An 18,862-nucleotide genomic window follows, 5' to 3' on the forward strand; every position below is an offset into this window, starting at 1 on the left:
ACGAGGCGCCAAAAGGAGGGAAGCCAGCAAACGCATCAATAACTCAGGATCAGGTTGCCGAGCACGGAATAGTAATTCCGGTTGCGCTCGCTATTGGTGAAAAGGTCGCGAAAACCCGCGCCCGGCAGCAGGGTCGCGCCCGACAAGCGGAACACGATATTCTGCGTCGCATGCGGCCGCCAGATCGCGGCGGTGGACAGGTCCCATCCGATCGACTTGGGAATGCTCCCCTCGTTGCGCAGCGCCTGCAAAGTCGCCGCGTTCTGGAACCACAGATGATTGGCATTGGCCGACAGCCGCAATTCCGGCAGCAGATCGAAATCCGCCCCCGCGCCCAGCAGCATCGTGCCAGGATTGTTGAAATTCGACTGCCCCTGCTCCTTCGAGGACCGCAGCGAGTTCAATATGCCGTTGCGGCCATTGATCCCGATAACGCGCCCGCCGCCCGCAAAGGGAATGGTCTGCCTGATCCAGTAGCTCGTATCCGCGCCCGCAAAGACAGGATTTTCAAAGATCGCATCGAACCCGGTTTCACGATTGTCATGCGGGTCGCCGTCGCCGCTCGCATAAAGCCCCGACAGCCGGAAGCGCATCCAATCCTTGTCGATGCTCGCCTCGGCAGCGGCAAAGAACGCCCTGATCTGCGCAGGCTGCGACGTAAAGAAACTGTTCCGATCCTCCCCCAACGCCCCGTAAACAGAGGCAGTCAGGTTGATCCGGCCAACCCGCCCATCGGCATTATAGCCCAGATACACGACATCATAATCCCGCCCGCGCAGATCGCCGAGCAAAGCAGGGCGCACCGGGAAGCCATTATCGTCCACCTCGATCCGCCCGGCCTCGCGGTTCATATTATAGACGGCGGTGATCTGGCTGGTGAGGCCGGGGATCAGGAAATCCTGCCGATACAGGTTCGCCAGAAACACCCAATCCCGTCGCGGCGACTGCACCACGCTATTGAGGCCCGAGTTCGTGTCCTTCTCCAGCCGCCAGAAGGCCGCGAGGTTGAACTGAAAACGGTTATTGTCGCGATTGCCAAACAGCCGGATGCCCAGTTGCTGATCGTTGAACAGGAAACCGCGAAAGTCCGACTGGAAAGGCTGAATGCCGACGCGGATCGATCGAAAGTCGTAGCGATCCGACGTGTTCGCCAGGTGATAATCGACGAACAGCTCCTGCACGCCCAGAAAATGATCGGTGCGGTGCGAGGGCTTGGAAGGCTCAACAAACAGCACCCGTCGTTCGGGCACATTCACATGGTTGATATTATAGGCCAGCGTCAGCCGATATTCGATCTCCGGCGGCTTGAACGCGGTTGATCCCTTGATCAGCGCCACGCCGCCGATGAAGGTCTGGCTCAGCACATAGCTCGCGTCCTTGCCGAACACATCGATGCTGGCGGGCCGCTCGGTCGTCTGCACGCCCACCGGAATGGGAAAAGTGCGCGGCTCGATCACGGTATCGCTCACCGCATTGGCGACGAAGAACCAGTCGTCACCCTTGATCGGCAGCCACTTGACCTTCTCGCGATCAATCGGCCGGTCGCCCTTCAGCGTGTTCTGGCCATAAGGATCAAACCAGCGTTCCTTCACCACGCCCAGCGATTCAATCAGCCGCCAGCGGTCGGGGATCGGCACCTGATCGACCGGGAAGGCCTCGGGCGGCGGGGCACGCACCGCGCCCTCATTATTCTGCGTCACCGCCTCGGGCAGTGGCGCTTCATAGCCGGGACGCCGCCGTCCCTCGATCGACTGCTCGTCTGCGCCAGCCTCGGGCGCGTTCAATATCTCTTCCCAATTGTCGGGCGGAGGCGGCGGCACGGGCTCGCCCGGCTGCGCCAGCGCAAAGAGCGGCAGGAAGACGGCAAGCCCCACTGCTATTGCACCACCGGACAAGCTGCATTGCTGCTGCTGCCAAGAAACGGAGCCACGGGGCACTGAACATAGCGCAACCGAACCGACTTGCCGTCGGCCAGACCGACGACGATCCGATCCGCCCGGATCGCAGCGGGCGCATTGCCGATGCTCCCGACCCGTTGCCCGCCATTATGGGCGCCCAGGAAGCTGATCATGTCATCCTGATCGATGCCGTCGCCCGACACGCCGATCGCGCCGACCAGAACATTGCCGCGATAAATGGGCACGGAACCGGGAAATATCTGGACGCCATTCTGGATGCGATTGCCCACGCCCACGCCGGTGACGGCCGAACATCGCTGCGGCACATCGGTCGCACTCGCGCCCGTAACGAAAGCCAGATGCGCGGCCAGATCACCCACCACCAACGCGGATTGCAAGCCGGTGGAGAAGGGATTGAACTGCGCGATCGGGCGGGAGAATGGCCCATTGGGCCGCCCCACCTCGCCATCGGGAAAATAGGGCCGCGACAGATTGCCATTTGCCCGGTCGGTAAAGGCATGGGTGCCCGTCAGCGCCGAAGGATCGTTGAGGAAGGTGCGCGCCTTGCCCACAAAGGCCGCCACGTCCGCGCTGCTGCTCGCCAGCAAATCCGGCGCAGCATGGCTGCCGGAGAAGAAAGCCGCCGTCCGCGCCTTTTGCAAGCTCACATCCGTGCCGAAGATCGGCGCGTCGGGCGACCGCACGATTCCCAGCGGCTGCCCACGCGTATCAACGACGCTGATCGTCACCTGCGCGCGGCTGTCGAGCGGCTGCCTGATCTGCGCCCGCGCCCGGCTCATGATGGCGAACGCTTCCTCCAGCACCGCCGTCACCTCGGCGGCACTCAGGGGTTGCGCGACATCGCCCGCATCAGTCGCCGCGCGGATCGGGAAGCGGTTATTCCCCGACCCGTCGGTCAGCACGAAGGCGTCGCGATTGGCAAACTCCGCCACGCGCGAAGCCCGCACGCCCGAAAGCTCGCTGCCATAGGCGACGCCCGCCAGCACCATCGGCGCGGGATCGCCATAATAGCCGCGCACCGCCACCAGCGCCCCGGCGCTGCCGTTGATGGCGGCGAAGCTCGCCGTCCCGCTCGCCATCAGTCCCGAATAGGCCGCATCCGAATAGCGCAGCGACGTGCCGTCCACGAAGATGCGGTTGGCGCGCACGCTGTCGGGCGCTTCAAAGCCCAGCGTCCCGGCCAGCGCAATATATTCTTCCGGATCATTGTCCGTGTCGGTGACGTTCGGGTCTGATCCATAGACCCCGTCCGCCATTACCCCGACGCCGCCAACGACAACGCCATTCTTGTAAAGCGGGAAACCTCCCGGATCAGCAGCCAGCCCCAGCGGCGACCGCTTCGGCCCGATCATCGCCTGCGCGCCCGACGACATGTAGCGCGCCGACAGGTCCGAGCAGGGCAGCTGGCTGAACTGCACCCCGAACAGCGGGCCGCTTTCCAGACCCACCGTATTCGGCGCGGGCGGAAAATGCTCCTGCACGATCATGCTCGCCGTGCGCGTCGAAAAGGCATTGCCGCCGCTCGACAGATAGGCCCCGGTGATCGCCTTGCTGATCGCGCCAGCCTCGGCCGGAACGGTCAGATTCTGCGCGTCAATATTCTGGCCGTTAGGCGCGGCGCTGGTGGTTGCGCTCGCCCGCGCGCCGTTCATGCGAAACACCGCCAGCACATTGCCGACCCGATCCGTCACCGCGATCACGGCAGGCAAGCTGCGCGCCTGCGCCTCCGCCGCCGCATGCGCGACGACAGTCTCCACATCGGCAACGCTCAGCGCCTCCTGCACCGGATCGGCATAAAGCCGCGCTGGCGTCGGCGTTGGAGTGGGCGATCCCCCGCTTCCACCGCTACTACCGCCGCCGCCGCCGCAGGACGCCAGCATCAGTGCCGACAGCGCCGCGAACGCGCTTAATCTGTGCCGCAATCCGCTCACCGCAATGCTCCGATACTACGCGCCGCGCTGCCCAACGCGCTGCGGAAAGCGGGGGGTTGGTAGCTGTTGGGCTCCTTGACAGCTCCGTAGGCGCGATTGACGTCCGCGCGGATGCCTGCCGCTGCGCCCACCGTCACGCGCCCCGACTTCACCATGGAGTTGAGCAGCGTATCGATCGCCATCACCGCCTGCACCGACCCTTCATAATCGGTAAAGCGCGGGCTGATCGCCCCGCCCGCAATCTCGCTTACGATCGCAAAGGCCATGTCCCCGCTCGTCCGCGCACCCGCAAAGCCATTGGCTAGCGCCCCCGCGCTCGCCGCCAGCTTGCCAGCCGCCGCAACCGCCGCGCCCCGATCCCGCGCGATGGCGGCATGGAACGCCTTGCTGTCGGCATCGAACCGCGCCCCGGCGCCCGGCGCAATCACCTTCGCGGCCGCCGACAGCATGATCATATTCTCGTCATTGAAGGGCGGCATGCCCGCCGGGATAGGCCGTCCGGGGTTCGCTTCCCACGTCTTGCTCCGCTCCGCCTGGTCATAGATGCGCCGGTGGCAGCTCTGGCAATCGAAGAAGTAGAATTCCGGGAAAGCCCCCTCGCTTCCCTTCGCGCTGGCATATAGCGTCAACGCCCGCTCCACCGCCATCGCCTGCCCGACGGCCCAGAATTTCAGGCTGTCCGTCCGCCCCTTGCGCCGCGCATAGTCGGCATCCTCGTCATGATGCGCTTGCATCGACGAAAACAGGTCCAGCTCGAACGAGACGCGCGGATGCCCCGCCGCCATCATGCGATGATCGACAAACTGCCCCGGCCGCTCGCTCCCGAAATGGCAATCGAGGCACACCGAAGCGCGCGCCTGCGGCCGGTCCAGCGGCATCATCCCAGCCGCGACGTTCGACGCGTGGCTCGCCCCGACAGCATAGTGCGACGCGATCCAACCGCCCGCCGCGCCATGGCAAGCCTCGCACCCGACGCCATCCTGCGCCAGAAAGCGCGCACCTTTGACCGCCGCCGGAGTCGAATGGCACCCCAGGCACGCAGGCGCGGCCGCCGCATCGCCCAGTCCCAGCGTCGCCGCGATCTGCCGCCCGCGCGTACCGCTAAGCACCGCAAAGGCACGGCTGTGCGCGCCACCGGACGTCGAAGGCTCCTGCCAGCGCATCAGTTCATCCTGGCGCACGACCTTGCCATCGCCTTCCATCCGGCCGTGGCATGTCGAACCCGCGCAGGAAGCAACGCCCGTGAAGCCGCGCGTCACTGGCGCCGCATCAGCCGCCCCCCCGCCGCCTCCCGGCAAGGCGCACAGCAGCAGCACGAGCAGCATCGCCGCGCCCAGCACCACCATGCCAGCCGCCCGCCTGCTTACTCCGTAGCTCCTGAAGCCCCCCATTCACACGCCCCCTTGCGCGCGACCGCTCTAGCCGCGTCCGCCCCGCCCTTTCAATCCCGTTTCGCCTGATCTTTCCGCTTATTGCGCATCGCAGGCCGGTTCGCCGGGCTCGCCGCATGAGCGATCCCACAGATCCTCATTGCCCGCGCCCGTCACCGGCTCGTCGATCAGCGGAGGAAAACCCTCCGTCACGACATCCCGCAACTCGATCAAGGCCGTCGGGAAGATGCGCGACACCGACACCGTGGGATCGAGCAAGCCGTCGAACGTTTCCCGATTATCGAAGCTCAGCGTGGTGCAGGAGCCGAAGAGGAAGCAGCCGTTGATCTTGGACCCCACGGCATAGCGCCCATCGATCGTCACCAGCGGGATCGTGTCGAGTCCGGTTGCAAAACCCCCGCCAGCCAGCGCCAGCCGCCCGTTGACAGCGATTTGCGGCCGCCCGTTCCCGCTGCTGATGATCAGGCTGTTGGCGGTAAAGCCGCGCCGGTCGGCAAAGCTGGTCGACAGCCCGCTATTCTGGATGAAGATGCCGTCGGTCGCGGCCAAACGGATCGTCCCCGCCTGCAACATCCCGGCGTCCAGCGCCAGTCCGTCATTCTGCGCCAGCCGCAAATCCCGCGCCGTCACTGTGTCCGCCGCCCGGACATCGGCAATCGCCTGCGCCGTCGCGACATAGATGGACGGCGCGTCAAGCGTCAGCACGCCGCCCAGCCCGCCATTGCCGTCACTGATCGCGATGGAGCCAAGCCCGGCAATCACCTCCAGCGCGTCTCCCGCCGTCAGCGTCAGTCCGCCAGCACCAGTTCGCCCGGTCATCGCCACCGCGCCCTGCACACGCAACAGCCCGGCAGCGCCAATGCTCATCACGCCGCCGCCCGGAAGTATATTGGTCCCGATCGTCAGGTCGCGCACGGCCACGTCCCCCGCGCCCGTGATCGCGATCCCGCCAGCCGATACACGGCCCAGCTCCGCCGCCGACAGGCTGTAGCCCGTCGTCGCATCGCCACCGCCGATGAACGCCTGCGCGCCCGACGCATCGAAGCGCAACAGCCCCGCCGCGCTCACCTGCCCATTGGCAGAAATCGCGATGTCGCCGGAACCGATCGTGACCGCCTGTCCGCTGACCCGGCCGTTCACCGCGACAAGCCCGGCGGCATTCAACAGCACATCGCCACTCGCCACGGCATTGGCGATCGCCATCCCGCCGCTCGACCCCAGGCTGATGTTCCGCCCCAGCGCCGTGATCGCACCCTGCGCCAGCAGATCGTTCACTACCAGATCGCCAGCCCCGGCATCCAACGCCGCCGCTCCACCCGAAGCCAGAGCCTGCGCGCTGATCCCGGATCCGTTCATCGTCAGCAGTCCCGCCGAACGCAGCGATGCGCCCGCCGCGCTGATGCCGCCCGGCGTGTCGAGGACAATGCTGGCCGCCGACAGGCTGTCCGTGCCTGCCGTCCGTCCGGTATGGCTGAACGCGATGTTCGTGCCCGAATAGCCGGTCAGCGCGCCCGTCACCGCCAGCGCGCCGCCGCCGTCGAACGCAAAGGACAACGGCCCTTCCGTCAGGAAATCGGCAGCGCCATCGACCTGCACCACATTGCCCGACGCGGCAAAGCTGATGCCGGTGAAGCCCGGCACTACGGTGCCCAACGCATGCAAGGTCATCGGCCCGGCCACGCGCAGGCCGCCGCCCGCAGCGCTGCTGCTGTCGGTAAAGCTGATCCGGCCGCCCGCGTCGCCATTGGCGGTCATCGACAGTGAAGCCAGCTGCCGCTGCACACCCGCGCCGAGCGCGATGCCGCCGCCATTGCTGAGGGAGGCCGTTCCCCCACTCGTCAGGCCGTCGATCCCGCCCGCGCCTGCCAGTCCCGCCGCGCCGTCCGCGACGATGGAAAGCGGCCCCATCAGGAAGTCACCATCGCTCGCTGCGAAGGAGGCGGCGCCGCCTGCGCCCGCTCCACCGTTGCCGCCCGCCCCATCGGCCAGCGCCGGGTCGCTCGCAACGCCGCCATTGGCCCCCGCGCCGCCCTGACCAACCGCCGTGATGCTGTAGGGGGGAAGCGTCGAAAAGCTGTTGCTTACACGCAATTTTCCACCGTCGATCCGCAATGTGGCCGACCCGCCCGCCGCATCTCCGCCCGAACCGCCTGCGCCACCGGCAAGCCCGTCGATCCCGGCCGAACCGGCGCCGCCGGTCGCATTGCCGCTCAACAGCAGGCCCGCGCCAGTGACCGCGCTCGCCCCGGCGTTCACCGCGAACAGCGCCGTCCCGCCCTGCGCGCCGCCGCCATCCGCACCCGCGAGGCCCAGCCCGCTCTGGAATGCGCCAGTGCCGCCCGCGCCGCCCAGCGCCTCTGCCAGAACGCCGATGTCGCCCGCGTCGAGCGAGGTCGATGCGCCGGTCAGTCCCAGCGTCGCCGTGCCGCCAAAGGCATCGCCGCCCCGGCCCGCCGCTCCGCTGAACGCCGCGCCGCCAGCGCCGCCAAAGCCGGAAGCCGACACGCGCAACTCGCCGCTGACGCTGGTCGCGCCAAAGCTGATGTTGAGCGCCGCGATGCCACCAGCACCCGTGCCGCCCGCGCCACTGCTAGCGCTATCTGCGCCCACGCTGCCAAAGCCGTCGGCGCTGACGATCAGGCTGGCAAAGCTGGGATCGACGTCGATCAGCATGTCTGCCGTGCCGCCCTGGCCCGATCCGCCCGCGCCGCCCTGACCGGGTCCATAGGCATAGATGGGCTGGTCGTTGATATCGAAACCGCTGATATAGCCGTTGATGCCCGCCAGGCCGCCCTGCCCTTCGGCCGACACGGTCAGCGCGCCGATCGCATGGCCTTCGCTCAGATAGGCGACGCGCGCCGTGCCGCCCATGCCGTTGCCTGCCGCGCCGCCGGCCGCATCACTGCTATTATTGCCGCCCGCGCCACCGACGCCCGCCGCCGACATCAGCAGCGACGGCGCCGTCAGCGCGCCGCTCGCCAGCGTCAGTTCCGCCGTGCCGCCAGTACCATTGCCCCCTGCGCCCGCTATGTAAAAGCCGCCCGACCCATCGGAACCGGCCAGGCCGCCTGCGCCGCCATAGCCCAGCGCCCCGATGCTGAGGTCCTCAGTGACGATGATCTGGCCGGTGCCGCCCGCGCCCATCAGCAAGCGGGCGGTGCCGCCGAAGCCCGCGCCGCCATCCGCGCCATTGGGGCCGTTATAATTATAATAGGCAAACGGATCGCCGCCGCCCACGCCATTTGCCTCGATACGAATGGCATCGGCGTTCAGCACGCCGCCGCGCGATTCCAGAACGGCCGTGCCGCCTGTGCCCGATCCGGCCAGGCTCGATACTTGGTCAATGGCGTTCGCCGCCACCGCCTCACCACCGACGCCCCCCGCGCCCAGTTCCAGATTGGCGATGTTGGCGGTGCCGCCGGTCATCAGGAACTGGACCGATCCGCCCTGCCCGCTGCCAGCCTGAAACGGCGTGACGCCATCGCCGCATGACGGGCAGTTGACGGAGGAAGACCCGCCCTGCCCATTGGCCTCTGCATACAGGCTGCCCGCATCGAAACTGCCGCCCGCGACCAGGAAATTGACTGACCCGCCAGTGCCGTTCCCGCCATCGCCCTCGTTAAAAGCCGACCCTCCCGAACTGAACGCAGAGCCGCCGAAACTCAACGCGGCCATTAAGCCGAACGATCCTTCCGTGGAAGCGCCATCAGCCGAAGCATAGAGAGCGCCGAAACGCATCACCGCGTCCCCTGCTGCACCGGCCCTGCTCTCCACCGCTATGCTGCCGCCCAGCCCGTCGCCACCCCGACCCGCTACGCCATCGAAGGATTCCGTGCCGCCGCCCACACCTTTCGCGTGCAGGGTCAGGCCACCATCCGCCACAAAGCTCGCGTCGGTCGCCTGGATCAGGATCGACCCGCCCGTGCCATTCGCCCCGTTTGCGCCATAGCCGCCCCGACCATCGGCGGTGATGTTGCAATAGAAGGTGCAATCGGCCGCGAAACTGCCGCGCAAGCCGTTCTCCGCACCTGCTGACAGGGTGATGCCGCCCCCCATGCCGGTCCCCGCCACGCCGCTGGCGTCGCCACCTGTCGCATTGGCATATATGTCGAAATAGCCGGTCGTGATGCTGCCGCCCGCTGCCGAAACGCTTATCGTCCCGCCGGTCGCGTTGCCGCCTGTGACGGCAGGGAGGGGGAAGCTGTTCTGGATTCCTGCGGTCGCACTCAACGTCATGTTGCCAAAATCGATCGCGCCCGCCAGCGGCCCGCTCGGTCCTGCCGCGGTTCGTGCCGATACGGTGATGGCTCCGCCCGTCGCATTCCCTGCGCTGTCGCTGCCGACCCCCGCCGTCGCATCGGCATTGGCGAACAGGCTAGCCGCGCTGATCGAACCGCCTTCCGCAATGACGTTGATCGCACCCCCCGTCGCATCGCCACCGGCCGACACCGGAGAATTAATCCCTCCCAGCCCATAGGCGTTGGCGTTCAGCCGCATTGTCCCGGTAACGTCGATCTGTCCGTTGGCTGTTGGCAAGGCGCTGCCGCCAAAGGTCAGGACGTCGATTGTCCCGCCCGTGCCGCCAATCCCGGCGGTCAGGTTCATGTCGCCGCCAACGCTGATGCTGCCGCCCTGATCGGCGCGCACGGTGATCGCCTCACCCGCCTTCAGGTCCATGGTGCCGGTGTGCGCTATGGCTCCCGCAGCGCCGGATTGCAGCGTGATCGATCGTTCCGCCGTCAGGTTGAGGTTCGCAAAGTTCGCGGCAGCGCTTGGCTGAACGGCGATATTGCCGGTCGCGTGCCCGTTCACGTCCGGTTGCCAGGTCCCGCCGCCGATGCTGATGCTCGCCTCGCCGGTGCCGGTCACATTGCGCGCGCCGATGACGTTGCCCGCTATGTCATATCCGGCGGCCAGCACCACCGCGCTGCCCGACTGGACCGCGCTCGCCGCCGCGTCATAGCCGACATTGCCCGACAATAGCATGGTCAGCGCCTGATTCTTTGGCATCGCAACCATGAAGACATGCTGCGCATCGGTGACCGTCGCGCCCGGCCGTTCTGTGGTGCGCGTATGCACTACACCATTGGTATCGGTCGTGCCCGCGCTGATGCTGATGTCGAACAGGCCGTTATTTATGGTGATATCGACTGCTTCTGCGCCGACATAAGCCGCCCCGCCGTTGACGCTGACCGTGCCGCCCTGCACCACGCGCGGCGCCACCAGCGCGACGTAGCTGCCGCTCGACAGTGCGTTGATCTGCGCGCCCGGTTTCAGTTCGACCGATGTAAGGACGTTGCTGGGGCCACGAAAGCGGATCTCGCCCCCGCTCCCATAAAGCCCGCCGGTGGTGTCGATGTCATTGCTGGTCAGCACCAGCGACCCGACATTGAACAAGGCGTTAGGACCAGCCACGATCCCGCCCGGCGCGTAGAACCACACCTTGCCGCCCGTGCTGCCGTTGATCTGACTTTGCACTGTGCCGTTCAGTTCGATCACTCGCGAAACCGACACTCCGCTGCCGTTCACCGGGAGGATTCGGTTCAACACCGTGAAGTCACTGAAACCACTGAAGACGACAGTGTTATTCTGGGGAAGGAAGTCGATCGGGCCGGTGCCGCTCGTATTGTCAGGCGTCCAGTTGATAATCGCCTCAGACGAATTCAACGTGATGGTGTCGGTCCCGGCGGATGATCCTTGCGAAACAAAGGCATCGCCCGATTGTACCGAATAGCTGCCCTGAAAGGCCTTGTTGACCTGCGCCACGCCAGCGCCGCAGCCAACCGCGAGCGCAACCGCGCTGGAGCGGCCCAACAGGGTCAAAAGCCAGGATTTGCTACGTTTAGCCGACATTAACGCCTCCACGGCAGAATTCGAGTGCTAAGCGACAACAGCAACCGCGTGTCGCCCCGCTCCGTCTGCAACCCCGCGCGCCGCAGCGGCGTTGCCAACGTCAGGTCGATCCGCGCATGATTGGACCAGGTCGCCCGCACTCCGCCACCGGCCGAATAGAGCTTTTGCGGATCAAGCCCGGCAAAGACGCTGCTTTGGTGCCACATCCACGCCGCGTCGAAGAAAAGGAAAGGCTGCACCGCGATCGCGCCCGGTCCCTTCGGCGTGATCCGCCCATAGCGGACCTCCGCCCCGAACCCGACGCCGCTGTCCCCCGTCAGCGTGCCCGGATCATAGCCGCGCCCGACCGTATAGTTGCCCGCGCTCATCTGTTCATAGGACAGCAGCGGATCCGGGCTATATTGCGCGCGCGGCGACAGCGCGAAGGTCAGCTTCGGAGTGGGGCGATATTCCGCCTGCACCCCTCCCCTCACCAGAAAAGCGGAGGCGTCTCCGTCCAACTGTCCCGTCGGAATGCAGGCCGCCTGATTGCCGCAAGGCTCGCTCGCCCCCAGCCCGGCGAGCCCGTGGCGCAGTTCCAGATTACCGCCGATCCGCCATCTGGGTTCGATCGCCGAATAGCCGGTCGTACTGCCCAGGCTGTCGGGATCGATCGCCTCTCCCTCCAGCCGAAGAAACAGCACCCGGAGCCGATCGCGGGACAAGGACAGAGAGCCGATGCGCAGGTCCTGATCGACCACGTCCAGCCCGCCACTCGCCAACAGCGTGTGCACCTGTCGCCGCACGAGGGGATAGGTCAGGGCGGCCGAGGCGATCATCGTTCTGGATGACAGGTCCAGCCCGTCGATATCCGGCTTGCTCCAGGCATAGGTAAAGTCGCCCGACAGCCGCAGCCCGTCGCTGCCCAGCGCCATGCTGTGCCCGACCTGTAACACCGTCTGCTCGCTCGGTTGCACGGTGTTGAAGATGCTGAGGACCGTGCTGTCCCCCATCCCGGTCAGGTCGTTGAAGCGCACCCGCGCGAGGCCGCCGAAGCGGCCCACCGCATTGCTGCCAAGATTCTGGACATTGACGTCCATTTCCACCCGGCGACGCACCACCTGCACTTCGCCGATGACCTCGCCCGGCGCCGTCCCGGCGGGCCGCAGCGCCAGCCGCACGTCATAGCCCGGCAGGTCGCGCGCCAGCAGCAGGTGCCGTTCGGCCTCATGCACGTTGAACAGCGGTTGCCCCTTGAGCGCTTCCATATGCGCGGCAATCAGCCGTTCGCTCCTGCCCGCGTCGCCCCGCACCTCGATAGCGACCAGCCGCGCCATCAATATGTCGAAACGGACGGTGCCCCCTTTCTCTATCCGTTGCGGCGGGACCTGCACGGCCGCCAGATAGCCGAGCTGCCGCAGCGCCGTCGCGGCCCGGTCGCGGACCTCGCACAGGCTGGCGATCGGCACGTCGCGCCCGGCCAGATCGCCCCAGCTGTCCTTCAGGATGGCCGCGTCCACGCCGCGAAGGCCGTCAAACTGCACATCGGCAAAGTTCACGGTCACATTGGCAAAGCGCGGATCGGCCAAGGGGCAAGGCGCCCGCTCCACGCCGCCCTCGACGGTCAGACGGCTTCCTTCGCCCGCGACATCGGCGGCCTGCTGCCCCGGGGACAATTCCTCCCGCGTCGGTGCGCGCGGCGCGACCTGCGCCATTGCGGGCATTGGCGCCATGGCAGTCAGTGCCAACGCCAACCGCCATTGCGCACGCCCCGCCATGCGCGATGTTGCTGCCCCCTGAAACCCCATAACCGTCTCATTCCCCCAAAGTGCGACGGGAGCGGCCATATGGCCTGTCGTCCCTGTCGCTGCGACCGTCCGGGGAAGGCGCTCTGCCCGTCGCCCGTCGGCTTATCAAGTCCCTAGCGTGCCGCCGTATCGATCAGCAGATCAAGCTGCGCCTGGCATCCATGCGCGATCAGCGCCGATGCCATGTTGTCGATCCCGCCAGCGGGCGCTCCCAGCAGTGCGAAGCGAATGTCGGTGGAACGCCCATCGGCATCCACCCGATAGGTTGCGCCATCCTTGACCGGGAGCGCCGCGGGCCATGCCGCCATCGCCTCCCCAGCGGCAAAGCTGGCCGTACCCTGCGCGCCACCGCCGCTGATGCTGACGGTTGCGGACTTTTTGACATCGGCTCGCCACAAGCGCACGGCGACGGGATCGGACACGCATAGCGGCCCCGGCTGCGCAACATCGACCAACCACAGATTGGGGCGCTTCGGCACCGCTGACGCGTCCCCCAGGGCGCCGCGCACGGCCCCGGTGCGCGCCCGGCGAACCCTTTTCGTATCAAGCAGCGCGGCCATGGTCACATTGGAAGCAGGCACTGTCGCCGCTGCGGTCACGCTGAAACGGCCCGGTCCACGCAGCGTTCGCGTACCCTTCGCATCAAGCAAGGTCACGACGTCCCCCGCCTTGAGCAGCAGTGCCCCGCCATCCGCCAGCTTCTTGCCCGGCGCATAGCTGCCCGCCGAGGGTCCCGAAGACCGCACCACCAGGCTGTCGGCCCATGCAGGCGTCCCAGCGCCCACGGCCACCGCCATCCCGAGCGCCATCGCCCCCTTAGCCCAGACCATAAGTTCCTCCATCCCCAATATATTCATAGCGATACACCAGATTGGCGAGAGCCGCATCATCCGGATGCTCCTGCGCCACTGCCTTGAGATCGGCCAGCCCCGTCGCCCGCTTCTCCGCATCTTCAGTGTCGAAAACGGCAAGCGCGGCGCTCAGCCGGGCGCGATCGGCGGTCGCGAAATCAGGCGCTGGCTCAAACAGGTCAACCGGCGTCGACCGACCGCGAAGGCGGACCCGGCCCATCGGCCGCCACCAGTCGAGACCGGATCGTTCCATCGCCTCCCGCGAAACCAGCACTGACGTCTCCAGCGCCTTGTTCGCCGCTTCCAGCCGCGCGGCGGTGTTCATGCTGTCGCCCAGAGCCGTATATTGAATGCGCCCTTCGCCGCCGAAATTCCCGACAATCGCATCACCATGATGCAGCCCCACCCGCGTTCGCCCGATCGGCGGGACGCCGGGCGGCAGATCGCGCCGGAACACCTCCCCCGCCTGCCACATGGCATAGGCGGCGAGCGCGGCGTTGCGCCCGTCATCCTCTCGCGCGATCGGCGCGCCCCAGAAGGCCACGACCGCATCGCCGACGAATTTGTCGATGGTCCCGCCATGCGCCAGGACGACGTCGCTCAACATGTCGAGATAGCGGTTCAGCAACTGCGCCACCATTTCCGGGGCGATCGCGTGGCTGAGTTTGGTGAAGCCCTCCAGATCGGTGAAGAGGGTGAAGATAGGCCGTTTTTCGCCGTGCAGCGCCAGCTTCTCCGGCTCCGCCAGAATCTGCGCGGCGATGTCGCGGGGCAGATATTTGCCCAGCGCCGCCTGCGCGAAGCGGCGCTGTTGCGAATTGACCGCCCGCGCCGCGGCGCTGACTGCCGCAAAGGTGACGACCCAGCCCAGCGCCCAACCGGCGGCGGGTAGCCCCTTGGTATCCCAGCCCCTTGCCTGCAACCAGAGCGGCAAGCCCGCTATCGCCACGGCCTGAAGTCCAAGCGCGGGCACCAGCCAGAACCAACGCAAATCCGCGAGGCTGGTGAGCGCTGCGGCTAGCACGATGACCGCCGCCGCGATCCACAATGCCCAGCCGGGGACCGCAGGCAACAGAGCGCGATCGAGCAGTTGCGCCAGCATGGTGGCATGGACTTCCAGCCCGATCATGGTCGATTTCGCCTGCCGCCCGGACAGCGGCGTTTCGAACTGATCGATATCGACGATGTCGCCGCCGATCAGCACATGCCGACCCCGGACCATTGGGGCCAGAGCAGCGGCCATGGAGGGGTCCGCGAGCAGATCGATCTGAAGGCTCGGGATCACCGGTTCTTCCGATCCGTCCGCCTGGGCGCGCGGCATGCGGAAATGGATAGCGCCGCCATAATGCGCAAAGGATGCCGACGGGTGCATCGCCAGCGACAACAGCGGTGGCTGGCCCGGCACTGGTTTTGGCCAACTGCGCGCGACATTGTCGGAATCCGTTTCCAACCGGATGCTCGCGGGCCTGACCCTGGAGGTCCGCGCCTCAGCGATGAACCGGTCCAGATATTGCTGCTGTTCAAAGATGATCTGTTCGCGGTTGTCGCCGAAATTGGCGTAGCCGAGCCAGACCGGCGTGCGCATCGCATGCAGCGCCGACAATAGCTGCGCGTCTTCATCCTGCGGCTGGTCGAACAATATATCGATGCCGATAGAGGTTGCGCCCATCGCGTCCAGATTGCGCAGCGCCCGCGCCAAAAGCCCACGATCCAGTGGCGAGCGTTTGCGCGTCGCGATCAGCGTCTGGTCATCATAGACGACCATCAGGATGCGCTTGTCCTGCTCGACACGGGGGGCGAAAGTGGCCGTGCGCCAATCATACAGGCCGCGCTCCGCGTCGGCGGTCGGCATCTCCCGCTCTGAACCGGCGGCGCCCAATGGCTTGGTCCAGTTCCACCCCGCAACGAACAGCGCCAGCAGCAATAACAGCGCCGTCCCGGCAAGCCGCCATCGCCCCGCGTCCTGCATGACGCGCGCGCCCCGGCGCAACAGGCCCTGCGCCGCCATCGGGATCAGCGCCGGGCTATCAACGGACGGGCGCCATCGCCTATGACGGCAAAGCCGGACCAGTAGAAAGGATGCGAAGTGTCCGCGTCGTCCATCAGCTGAATCTGGGCCGAACGCAGCGCCTCAGCCACGGGTTGGTCGGGAGCCGCCGCGAACAGCCCGGCCATCAGCCTTTCGGTCGCGCGATATTCTTCGGGCGCAGGCCAGTGGCTCGCGATGATGGAACGGCCGCCCGCGCCGATGAATGCGCGCACCAATCCGTCGAGCGCTCCGCCGCTGCCGGAAAGCCCGGCCGCGCGGGTCGTTTCGGCCCCCGCCGCCCCAGCCGTGTCGCAGGCCGACAATATGACAAGGTCCGCATCCAGCCGCAGGTCGAAGATTTCGCCAAATTGCAGCAGGCCATCCGACCCGGCCTTTGGCGCAAAGCTGGTCAGCAAGGCTGGGCGGGCCGGGCATCCCGCGCGCGGCGGCGTGACAAGGCCGTGGGTGGCGAAATGCAGGATACGGAAGTGGTTAAGGTCATTGCGCGCCTTGACCGCCTCGTCGGTGAAGGCCGCGCCGGTTACCAGTTCGCTGCCCGAGGTTCCAACCGCCTGCGCCGCCTGACGCAACTCGTCCGCCGGAATAGGGTGACTCCACTGGGCAGGCGACCAGCTGCAATCGTCAGCCTGACCGGGCAGCGCGCCACGCGTCAGGGCGGCCAGCCTTGGTCCGGCAATCGGCGCATTGTCGCCAAAACCGATATAGCTTTGCGGTGCGCCCGATGGCGGCGTCAGCCGGGCGTCGCGGAAGGCGCGAGCCGACAAGGCGGTGCTCACCGCATGATCGCGGCCGAGCCAGTCGATGCCCCGGAAGTCGAACTCATCGCCGCCCTTCTCCAGCCGCGCGGCATAGGCATCGACGCCAGGCTGACTGGCGACCAGCAGGTTGACCGGCAGTTGCAGCATCGCGCCGTCCGGCTCGAAAATGAGATGCCGCGCGCTCTTCAGCCGCTCATCGATCGGGCCGAACAGGTCGAGATAGAGGCTGCGCGCCACCGGCAGATCGAGCGCATAGGTGGACTGCACACCCGCGACATCGGTCGAAATCGTATCGCGCAGCGCCGCGACCTTGCGTGCCACCTCGCCGGCGCTGATGGGCAAGCGGAAGCCCGTCGCGCCCTGCCCGTCTATCCACAGGGCATAAAGGGCATCGCCAAGCTGGGCGAGCTTGTAATAGCCCTCCCCCGCCTTCAACGTTCCGCGCATTTCGCCAAGGGTCAGCGATTGCGGGCTGACGGCGCGATATTGCGGATAGGCGGCGAGTGCCGTCAGCGTCGCGGCCTGATCGGTCGCCAGCGCGTCGATCTCCGCCTGCCGCCGCGCTATCTCATCCTGGGTCGCGCTGTCGTCGCTACCCGCTTCACGCAATTGGGCGAGGGCGATGCGGCCACGCTCTATATCGCGCGACAGAGATGTCGACTGGCGGAAAAGACGCGCGGCCTCTCCGTCGCCCGTCGACAATTCGCGGCTCAGCAATTCCAGCGTCTCTGCCGCACCGGGTCGCACCAGCAATTGTGACGCTGCGAACAGGTCCGCCGCCAGTTCGGGGCGTCGGGGCATTTCGGACGTGAGCAGCGTGAAATAGGGCTGCAACTGGTTCGCCATCGCCGTCAGCGTGCCACGATTGGCCACGGTGGACGTCATGATCGCGCGATAGTTCTTCAGCGCCTCATCGGTCCGCCCGCGCCGCACGAGGAAGGCGCCCAGCCGGGCACGCGCGCCGTTGAGGGCCATCGTTTCGGGATATTGGGCGGCGATCAGGCTGACGGCTTGATTGAGCCGCGCCTCGGCACCGCCATAATCCTGTTCCGCTTCGTGCGTCAGCGCGATCTCGCCCAGCAGTTGCGCGCGCAGCCGGGTGATCGATGTCACGCGGCCATCGCGCACCTGCTGCACGTCGTTGAGCGCCTGGGTAAGCACGGTGCGCGCCTCCCGAGGCTTGCCCGACAGGCGCAAGATGGTGCCGCGCAATTGCTGTGCTTGCGCATCGAGTATGGCCGCCCGCTCACGCGGCGTAAGTGCTGTATCCTGCCGTACGCCCAGTGCCCGCGTTTCAGGCGCGCCGCTGCTCAATTCGGCCGCCACGTCGTTCGGCAGGGTCACTGCGCCATCAGTGCCAGCGGCCAGCACCGTTCCGCCTTCCACTGGCTGGTCGAGCAAGGCGAGCGCGCCCTGAAGATCGCGCTGATTAAGGTGATGCACAGCTTCGAAATTACGGCGCAGGCGGAGTTGGACAGCATCTGCCGTCGGCACGGCGCGAGCCTGGGCAAAGGCGGCATCGGCCTGATCGAACAGGCCAAGGTTGGACAATTGCAAACCGTGGTTCACGAGATATTCGTGTTGTCGGTTGGCCCGTTCGGCGGGGCTTAAGGCTTGCGTATCGGGATCGCGGGCGAGGCGGTCGGTCAGGCTGTCGAAAAATTCGGCGGCCTCGGCATAGTTGCCGGAAGCGTTGCGACGATAACCCTCCGCCATAACGGTCTGCGGGTCGAGGGTCGCCGCCTGCATCCGGGCAAAGGCTGCCGCATTGCCACCGCCGGTCGTGACGATGTCGATCTTGCCCGGCACGGTGCGGCCCGACGTGACGGTGCGGAGGCCAAGGTCCAGGACCGTGTCATAGGGCGCGAAGCCCTGCGTCACATAAAGCGTCTTGCCCCGTTCAACGGACAGGATGCGGTAAGCGCCCGCTTCGCTGGAGCAATGGCGGACTGTTACCGCGCCAATATCGGGCAAGGTCATGCCACCCGGCGCACCGCAGTTCACGGCAGATCGGCGCGATGCCGACAGTCTTTCGAGCAGCGCCCCTTCGTTATCGGCCCCGCTCCGCCGCAGCGCATAGATGCGGCCTACCGGACGCGCGGCGTCACGACATACAACGGCCCATGCGCGATCGAACATGGTGCGGCTTGCCGGGTCGCCGTTGACGCTCTGCGCCTGACAGAGCGCTCCGCCGCCGCTGCCGATGCGAAAGCTGTCCTGCAACAGCGGCCGGTCAAGCTGCGGCTGCGCGGCCAGCGCAGATGACAGGCCCAAAGCGCCCAGCCCGGCCAAGATCCGACAGAAATTTCCTATAGCGCTCAA

Annotated in this window: 8 protein-coding genes; all 8 read right to left on the reverse strand. The window is 66.6% G+C overall.

The features are described 5' to 3' along the window. Positions 1 to 35: 35 nt before the first annotated feature. Positions 36 to 1,874, reverse strand: coding sequence for a hypothetical protein (locus ACZ5YV_RS16250; protein WP_464789420.1), 1,839 nt, complete (start codon positions 1,872 to 1,874; stop codon positions 36 to 38). A 2-nt stretch (positions 1,875 to 1,876) separates the two neighbouring features. Next, positions 1,877 to 3,799 (reverse strand): heme-binding protein, encoded by a 1,923-nt coding sequence (locus tag ACZ5YV_RS16255; RefSeq protein ID WP_464789924.1) that lies wholly within the window; start codon positions 3,797 to 3,799, stop codon positions 1,877 to 1,879. Positions 3,800 to 3,846: 47 nt separating this feature from the next. After that, a complete protein-coding gene (locus tag ACZ5YV_RS16260; RefSeq protein ID WP_464789421.1) occupies positions 3,847 to 5,241 on the reverse strand; it encodes a multiheme c-type cytochrome in 1,395 nt (464 codons plus the stop codon). 78 nt (positions 5,242 to 5,319) lie between these two features. Continuing rightward, positions 5,320 to 11,094, reverse strand: a complete 5,775-nt coding sequence (locus ACZ5YV_RS16265; RefSeq protein ID WP_464789422.1) for a beta strand repeat-containing protein — start codon at positions 11,092 to 11,094, stop codon at positions 5,320 to 5,322. Further along, entirely contained in the window at positions 11,094 to 12,881 is a 1,788-nt protein-coding gene (locus tag ACZ5YV_RS16270; protein ID WP_464789925.1) for a ShlB/FhaC/HecB family hemolysin secretion/activation protein, read from the reverse strand. Before ACZ5YV_RS16270 ends, ACZ5YV_RS16265 begins: the two co-directional genes overlap by 1 nt. Before the next feature lie 113 nt (positions 12,882 to 12,994). After that, on the reverse strand, positions 12,995 to 13,711 hold the full coding sequence (locus tag ACZ5YV_RS16275) for a hypothetical protein (protein ID WP_464789423.1): 717 nt from the start codon (positions 13,709 to 13,711) through the stop codon (positions 12,995 to 12,997). Further along, positions 13,698 to 15,740, reverse strand: coding sequence for a CHASE2 domain-containing protein (locus tag ACZ5YV_RS16280; protein WP_464789424.1), 2,043 nt, complete (start codon positions 15,738 to 15,740; stop codon positions 13,698 to 13,700). Before ACZ5YV_RS16280 ends, ACZ5YV_RS16275 begins: the two co-directional genes overlap by 14 nt. Before the next feature lie 5 nt (positions 15,741 to 15,745). Next, complete coding sequence (locus tag ACZ5YV_RS16285; RefSeq protein WP_464789926.1) at positions 15,746 to 18,814, reverse strand: CHAT domain-containing protein; 3,069 nt, start codon at positions 18,812 to 18,814, stop codon at positions 15,746 to 15,748. Positions 18,815 to 18,862: the final 48 nt, after the last annotated feature.

The organism is Sphingobium sp. TomTYG46 (genome assembly GCF_055396345.1).

Coding starts and splice junctions, on each gene's coding strand:
- ACZ5YV_RS16260 (WP_464789421.1), bottom strand. CDS start 5,241: ATGGGGGGCTTCAGGAGCTACGGAGTAAGCAGGCGGGCGGCTGGCATG.
- ACZ5YV_RS16275 (WP_464789423.1), bottom strand. CDS start 13,711: ATGGTCTGGGCTAAGGGGGCGATGGCGCTCGGGATGGCGGTGGCCGTG.
- ACZ5YV_RS16265 (WP_464789422.1), bottom strand. CDS start 11,094: ATGTCGGCTAAACGTAGCAAATCCTGGCTTTTGACCCTGTTGGGCCGC.
- ACZ5YV_RS16270 (WP_464789925.1), bottom strand. CDS start 12,881: ATGGGGTTTCAGGGGGCAGCAACATCGCGCATGGCGGGGCGTGCGCAA.
- ACZ5YV_RS16280 (WP_464789424.1), bottom strand. CDS start 15,740: ATGGCGGCGCAGGGCCTGTTGCGCCGGGGCGCGCGCGTCATGCAGGAC.
- ACZ5YV_RS16255 (WP_464789924.1), bottom strand. CDS start 3,799: ATGCTGGCGTCCTGCGGCGGCGGCGGCGGTAGTAGCGGTGGAAGCGGG.